Annotated in this window: 7 protein-coding genes; 2 read left to right on the top strand and 5 right to left on the bottom strand. The window is 55.8% G+C overall.

Annotated elements, in window-relative coordinates:
- Nucleotides 1–203: 203 nt before the first annotated feature.
- On the bottom strand, nucleotides 204–1,406 hold the full coding sequence (gene tyrS, locus EDB94_RS00815) for a tyrosine--tRNA ligase (protein WP_108019612.1): 1,203 nt from the start codon (nucleotides 1,404–1,406) through the stop codon (nucleotides 204–206).
- Nucleotides 1,407–1,709: 303 nt separating this feature from the next.
- Here tyrS and EDB94_RS00810 point away from each other — a divergent pair, with 303 nt between their 5' ends.
- Both EDB94_RS00810 and EDB94_RS00805 read left to right on the top strand, forming a co-directional pair.
- Nucleotides 1,710–3,119 carry an OapA family protein gene (locus EDB94_RS00810; RefSeq protein WP_108019610.1) on the top strand — a complete coding sequence of 470 codons (1,410 nt, stop codon included), beginning with the start codon at nucleotides 1,710–1,712 and terminating at the stop codon, nucleotides 3,117–3,119.
- A gap of 7 nt (nucleotides 3,120–3,126) precedes the next feature.
- On the top strand, nucleotides 3,127–4,224 hold the full coding sequence (locus EDB94_RS00805) for an anhydro-N-acetylmuramic acid kinase (RefSeq protein WP_014575941.1): 1,098 nt from the start codon (nucleotides 3,127–3,129) through the stop codon (nucleotides 4,222–4,224).
- A gap of 13 nt (nucleotides 4,225–4,237) precedes the next feature.
- Here the strand turns inward: EDB94_RS00805 and erpA are convergent, their stop codons facing one another.
- From erpA to argC, 4 genes are all read right to left on the bottom strand, one after another.
- Entirely contained in the window at nucleotides 4,238–4,591 is a 354-nt protein-coding gene (gene erpA / locus EDB94_RS00800) for an iron-sulfur cluster insertion protein ErpA (RefSeq protein WP_008173146.1), read from the bottom strand.
- 63 nt (nucleotides 4,592–4,654) lie between these two features.
- Complete coding sequence (locus EDB94_RS00795; RefSeq protein ID WP_108019608.1) at nucleotides 4,655–5,140, bottom strand: polymer-forming cytoskeletal protein; 486 nt, start codon at nucleotides 5,138–5,140, stop codon at nucleotides 4,655–4,657.
- A 1-nt stretch (nucleotide 5,141) separates the two neighbouring features.
- Nucleotides 5,142–5,882 (bottom strand): DUF6776 family protein, encoded by a 741-nt coding sequence (locus tag EDB94_RS00790; RefSeq protein ID WP_014575940.1) that lies wholly within the window; start codon nucleotides 5,880–5,882, stop codon nucleotides 5,142–5,144.
- Between the two features lie 16 nt (nucleotides 5,883–5,898).
- Nucleotides 5,899–6,936 (bottom strand): N-acetyl-gamma-glutamyl-phosphate reductase, encoded by a 1,038-nt coding sequence (argC, locus tag EDB94_RS00785; protein WP_041646077.1) that lies wholly within the window; start codon nucleotides 6,934–6,936, stop codon nucleotides 5,899–5,901.
- Nucleotides 6,937–7,071: the final 135 nt, after the last annotated feature.

Below are 7,071 nucleotides of genomic sequence, written 5' to 3'. Positions count from 1 at the left end.
GCGCATTCTACAGCGAATCGCTTGCCTGTCAACTGCTTTCTGAAGAATTTTGAAACTCATTTTCTTCAGCGCTTTCAAACAGTTATCTTTCGATTCCTGAGCCGCCTCAGCGGTGCTCCCCTCGAAAGAGATGCGCATTCTACAGACCTGCCTGAGGGTGTCAACGGCGATTCTGAAAAAAACTCAAAATCGCCCAAAATCGATCAGACAGTAATCAGAACCCGGGCGATCTTCTTCTTGCCAGCCTGGATGACGCAATCATCGCCTTCCACAAACATCCGGTCGCCCTCGAATTTCTGGCCATCAACAAAGACCGCACCACGCCCCAGGACATCCCGGGCTGCCGCGCCGTTCTTTACCAAACCGGCCAGGCGAAGCACCGCCGCCATCGGGATCTCGGACTGCCCCTCCAAAGGCACCTCAACAGTTGGCACATTGTCCGGGATCTCGCCGAGCGCCACACGGTTACCCGCGGACTTGTGAGCGGTCCGGGCCGCCTCTTCATCATGGAAGCGGGTAATAATCTCTTCCGCGAGCAGCTTTTTATAATCCTGAGGGTTTGCACCACCAGCAACCGCCTTACGGAACTCCTCCACCTCGGCAAGCGGCCGGAAGCTCAGCAGTTCAAAGTAACGCCAGAGGAGATCATCCGGCATAGAGAGCAGCTTGGTGTACATTTCACCAGGCGAGTCGTTGACGCCGACATAGTTCCCCAGAGACTTGGACATCTTCTGGACACCATCGAGCCCTTCCAGAATTGGCATGGTGAGGATCACCTGGGGCGACTGGCCGTAATGCTTCTGCAGAATGCGCCCCATCAGGAGATTGAACTTCTGGTCGGTACCGCCCAGCTCAACATCCGCCTCCATGGCCACGGAGTCATACCCCTGGACCAGAGGGTAGAGAAACTCGTGAATCGCAATCGCCTGCTCGGCACGGTAGCGCTTGGTGAAGTCATCCCGCTCCAGCATGCGCGCAACGGTGTATTGTCCCGCCAGCTTGATCATATCGGCGGCGCTCATCTTACCCATCCAGTCGGAATTGAACATGACGCGCGTTTTCGCGGGATCAAGAATCTTGAACACCTGCTCTTTATAGCTGACCGCGTTATCGGCGACCTGCTGCTCTGTTAGAGGAGGACGTGTGGCGCTTTTACCGGTGGGATCACCGATCATTCCGGTGAAATCCCCAATCAGGAACATCACCTCGTGACCAAGATCCTGGAACTGCCGCAGCTTGTTAATAAGAACGGTGTGCCCAAGATGAAGGTCCGGCGCAGTGGGGTCGAAACCCGCCTTAATCCGCAGCGGACGACCTTCCTTCAATTTTTCGATGAGCTCATCTTCCGGAATGAGTTCGTCTACGCCTCGCTTGATTATCGCCAACGCTTCATCAATGGATGCCATGAACAACACGTCCCCGCTTTGATCTTGGAAGATTCTGTCAGTTACAGAGTTCAACAAAAGAAATCTGTGAGTTACCTGTTCCCCTGCTACAGTATGCTGACCAGATTTTGACCAACACCGACTTTGCAGGGCGGCGTATTATAACAACGCTGTCGAAAGAAATCCGGAGGATGGAGCAGCAACCGTAATGTTCCACGCTGTCCCGCATGCATTTTATACGGTAATCTGTTGGACTATACTTGAACAACAGCTTTAATTAGGTAGTACAAGCTGCCGTAATACCGATTAAAACGGGTGCGATACGTGCTGAAAATGTTTCCTAAAACTCACATTACCATTGCTGCCGCGGCTACCGTTGTTGTTACCGCTGCCATTCTCATGAGCCCCAGCAGCAACGTTGAAGCCAAACGGATGTCCTACGCCCTGGACCTGGAGCAAGGCACCGTTTCCGAAACCGGCGCAGCGCCTGAGCAAGCAATGCCGACAGAGGCTCCCGTTGCGGACACCCAGCCGAAAGCGCCTGAATCCGATGTCGCGACAGAGGCCACGCAGCAGGCAAGCGTTTCCGCTCCCGAGCAACCTGTCGCTCCGAAGTTGCCGGAACTTGAATGGCAAACCTTCGCGATCAAGTCTGGTGACACGCTGTCCTCTCTGTTCAAGAAAGCTGGCTTTAATGACGGCATCATGCTCTCGGTTATTCATGGCGACGGTGAGGCCGAAAAACTCCAGCGCCTGTACGCCGGCGAAACCATTCGTTTTGCGACAACCGAAGACGGTGGGCTTGCTGCCATCGACTTGCAGAGAAACCGCCTGGAAACACTGAAGATTACCAAAGAAGGCGAAAGCTTTACCGGCGAAACCGAAGTTCGCAAACCGGAAGCGCGGCCAGCCTTTGCATCAGGCACCATTGACGGCTCCCTCTATCTGGCTGCGCGCGAAGCGGGCCTTAACGACAGCCTGACCATGGAGCTGGCAGGCATCTTCGGCTGGGATATCGACTTTGTCTACGACGTCCGGAAGGGCGACCAGTTCGAAGTGGTTTACGAAGAACTCTACCTTGACGGCGAAAAGTTCGACACGGGCCGGATCCTGTCTGCACGATTCGTTAACCGCGGCGAAGAAAACCTCGCACTGCTTTATACCGACAGCAATGGCGACAGCGATTACTACGCTCCCGATGGCAAAAGCATGCGCAAGGCATTCCTGCGAACCCCCATCAATGCCCGGATTTCTTCTCCGTTCAACCTTCAACGCCGCCATCCCGTTCTGGACGTAGTTCGTCCGCATGAAGGCACCGACTACGCAGCGCCTCCCGGAACTCCCATCAAGGCGGCAGGTTCCGGTCGGGTGAAATTCGCAGGCTGGAAAGGTGGTTACGGACGAACTGTCATCCTCCAGCACGGCGACAACATCACCACGCTGTATGCACACATGAGCCGCCTGGGTAAAGGCATCAAGAATGGCACCCGAGTCAAGCAGGGCCAAACCATCGGGCATGTTGGTTCATCGGGCATGGTTACCGGACCTCACCTGCACTACGAGTTCAGACTGAACGGGGCGCCGCGCAACTCCCGCACGGTCAAGTTGCCGGACGCCAAGCCCATTCCGTCTTCCGAGATGGCCCGATTCAAACAATTCACCGAACAGCGAATCGCGCAGTTTGACGTGTTCCGCGAGAGCTATCAGCAACTCGCACTGGCTTCAGACGACTGAGAAACAAATGGAAGCCTGGATTGGATTGATGTCAGGCACCAGCATGGATGGCATTGATGCCGTGCTGGTGTCTTTCAATCACAGCGCCGTAAAGATCCACGCATCGCACACGATCCCCTATCCCGATCAGATTCGCCACCGACTCATTGCCGCCAGCCAGAACCAGGCCGAACCCGACGAAATCGGCGAACTGGATACTCTGGTCGGTCATCTGTTTGCCCAGGCCGCGGACGCGGTCATCCAAAGATCAGAATTCGACCGGGCGAAGATTCGGGGCATTGGCAGCCATGGGCAAACCATTCGACACCAGCCTTCTGGCACCGCACCTTTCTCCATACAGATCGGCAACCCTTGCGTGCTGTCCGAAGCCACCAACATCACAACAGTTGCGGACTTCCGACGACGGGACATGGCCGCCGGAGGCCAGGGCGCACCGCTGGTCCCGGCCTTCCACAAGGCCTTTTTCAGCTCAGATGAGGAGAACCGCTGCATTCTCAACCTTGGGGGAATCGCCAACATTACCTGGCTCCCCGCCAGTGACGAGATACCGGCAACCGGTTTTGACACGGGCCCTGCCAATGCGCTGATGGATGCCTGGTGCCTCGACCAGACCGGGCTGCCTTTCGACAGCGACGGTCATTGGGCCATGGAGGGTTCGATTAACCAGGAACTTCTTGATGACATGCTCTCCGATGCCTATTTCTCGAAGGCACCCCCGAAAAGCACGGGCAAAGAGCGGTTCAATCTTGATTGGGTAAAAACACTGGTAAGCCGCCACCGGGACATTCCAGCCGAAGATATTCAGAGGACCCTGCTGGAATTAACCGTCAAAAGCGTCGTGCAGCAACTGCCCGAGATCTCGGATCTCAGGATTTACGTGTGTGGTGGCGGGGCACGCAATCCGCTGCTGATGGAGGCGTTCGCCAAAGCGCTTCCCGGCGTTTCGCTTTCACTCACAACGGAGCTGGGATTAGACCCTCAACTGGTGGAGCCTGTCGCCTTTGCCTGGTTGGCAAAGCAGGCACTGGAAGGAAAGCCCGGCAACCTGCCGGACGTGACCGGAGCAGCTGGCCCTCGTATTCTGGGTGCCATTTACCCGGCCTGAAAACGACTGCCAATCAGATGGAGAAGGAGCTACCACACCCGCAAGTGGAGCTGGCATTGGGGTTCTGAACCACGAACTGTGAGCCCTGCAGGCCTTCCTGATAATCAATGGTAGCGCCCACCAGATACTGGTAACTCATCGGATCCACCAGGAGAGAAACGCCATCACGCTCGATCACGGTGTCTTCCTCATCCTGGCTTTCATCAAACGAGAAGCCGTACTGAAATCCGGAGCAGCCCCCGCCCGTCACAAAGACGCGGAGTTTGAGCTCGGGATTTTCTTCTTCCTCGATCAACTCACGTACTTTGGCAACGGCACTGTCACTGAAGAACAGCGGTGTAGCTATTTGTTGCTGAACTGCGCTCAAGTTCGCCTCCGGATAATTATGAACAACTCAGGCGATTATGGTATTCCTGACTAAAACAATCAACTATTCGGACTTTCCACCATCGTCCGCACCGCTGGGCTCCCCTGCCGAATCGCCAGCGGAAGACTGCTTTTCACCGGACCCGGCGGCTTTGGAATCCTGGGATAGCAACCCTACCGGCTCCCGCTGATGCACCAGATTTCCGTTTACAGACGCCCCCATCGCCATTTCAATGAGATTGTAGTAAACGCTTCCATTGATAGAGGCTTTTTCCGCCAGTTCAAGATGTGCCGAGGCGTAAACATCACCATTCACGGTTCCGTTGATAATGACGTGCGGCGCATTGATATCACCCGTCACTTCGCCAACTTCTGAAATCCTCAGTACCGCGTCGGTGCCCTCATCGGCAACGACCTTACCTCGAATCCGGCCATCCACGTGAAGCCCACCGCTGAAATGCACATCGCCTTCAACCGTCGTACGGGAAGAGATCAGGGTGTCAAAATGGCCCGTGGGCCGGCGCGGCTTCTGCTTTTTCTTGCCAAGCATGTCAGTTCTCCGTTAAATCGTCCCAGTTAAAGGTGCGCTCGGCTTGCGAGGATTTTTTTCCCTCTGCCTGGGCAACCACCTGGATCTCAAGCGGCTCAAATTGTTCCGGCAGTTTCAGGGAGCCTTCGACATCCTGAAAGTACCGGAAACGGAATTTCACACCGAGATCGGCTATGTCCTCCGAGAGATCACGCAAGGCGATGACCTCTTTTTCCTCATCCCGCAAACCAATGACATTGACTGCCACCACACCGGAAATGTAGCTCTTGTTGTTGCCAACCTGGGTCAGCACCAACTTGAAGTCATAACTGTCCTGATTGCGAGCCCGAACCAGTGAAAAGCTGTCTACCTGAAGCCCCTTGCTGGTTTCCGACGGAGCCATGATGTTTTTATAGAAAGTCAGGTCCGATTGCAGTGACACAATGCGGGTTTCCAGATCCACAATGGTTTTTCGCGCCTGGTTCAGGGCCTGCTCGTCAATCGCCTGCCCACGCTCAAGATTGATCAGCTGCTGCCGAGCCTTGCGATAATCATCCCTGAGCTTCTCGACCTCGTTTTCCAGCACCTGGTTCGACTCCTCGGCACTGGAAAAACGGAACCCGCCCTGGGCGAGCCCGGCGGCATACCCCACGACCGCAGCTACCACGGTAAAAACCAGAAGGATGGCGGTTCTGCGCAGGCGATAACCCGGTCGATGCCGGATGACCACATACTCTTCAGCCGGCTTTCGCTGTTCGCTCACAATATTCCCTTGGGTATCAAGGCAAAAGCGCCGGGGCCTCAAGCCCCATGGTTTCTTTCAGGCCAAACATGATGTTCATATTCTGGACCGCCTGCCCGGCCGCACCTTTCACCAGGTTATCAATGACGGAAGAAACAATAACAATGTTGCTCTGTTCCTGCCTGTGCAGTGCCATGCGACACTGGTTCGCCCCACGCACGCTCCGGGTTTCCGGATGGCTGCCGAAAGGCATCACATCGACAAAAGGCTCGTCATCAAAACGCTGCTCGAACAGGGCCTGGAGCCGATCAAAGTCCGCCGGATTCTTCAGCTCGGCGTAGAGCGTCGCCTCGATGCCGCGGATCATCGGAATCAGGTGGGGCACGAACGTCACACCCACATCCCCGCCAGCAGCACCGCACAAACCCTGGCGGATTTCCGGCAGATGACGATGCCCCGAGGCGCCGTAGGCCTTGAAGCTTTCACCGATCTCCCCGTGGAGCATGCCGATCTTGCCCTGCCTGCCCGCGCCGCTGGCGCCGGATTTGGCGTCGGCGATCAGGCGCTTTGGATCCACCAGTCCCTGCTCCAGCAACGGGAGGAATCCCAGCTGAACTGCAGTCGGATAGCAACCCGGATTGGCCACCAGTTGAGCATTGCGGATTTCATCGCGCACCACTTCCGGCAAACCGTAAACCGCCTTCTCCGCCCACTCCGGGCTCTCATGGGCCATGCCATACCAGTTGGCCCAGACATCCAGATCCTTAAGACGGAAATCGGCGGACAGATCCACTACACGTACGCCGGCGGACATCAGTTCCGGCACCATCCTCATGGCCACGCCATGGGGCGTGGCGAAGAACACCAGATCGCAGGCCCCAAGCACATTGACGTCCGGCTCTGAGAACGCGAGGTCGTAATGGCCTCGCAAATTGGGGTACATCTCCGCAACCGGCATACCCGCCTCGGAACGGGAGGTAATGCAACTGACCGAAACTTCAGGGTGAACCGCAAGAATTCTCAGCAGTTCCACACCGGTGTAGCCGGTGCCACCAACGATGCCTACTTTAATCACCATTTTCTCCAGCGACGTCGTATCAGAATTAAGAGCTTTAACGCCGTAGTCTACCATGATAAACCAATGACTTATTGCAGCCCTCAGGGCGACCGTTACAATGTTGTCAGAATCCTTCTGGCAGTCCATTCAAAT

Origin of the sequence: Marinobacter sp. 3-2, from assembly GCF_003751355.1 — a bacterium.
GTDB lineage: Bacteria > Pseudomonadota > Gammaproteobacteria > Pseudomonadales > Oleiphilaceae > Marinobacter > Marinobacter adhaerens.
The sequence above is the reverse complement of the archived record's forward strand: the minus strand, read 5'-3'. Positions and strand labels throughout refer to the sequence as shown.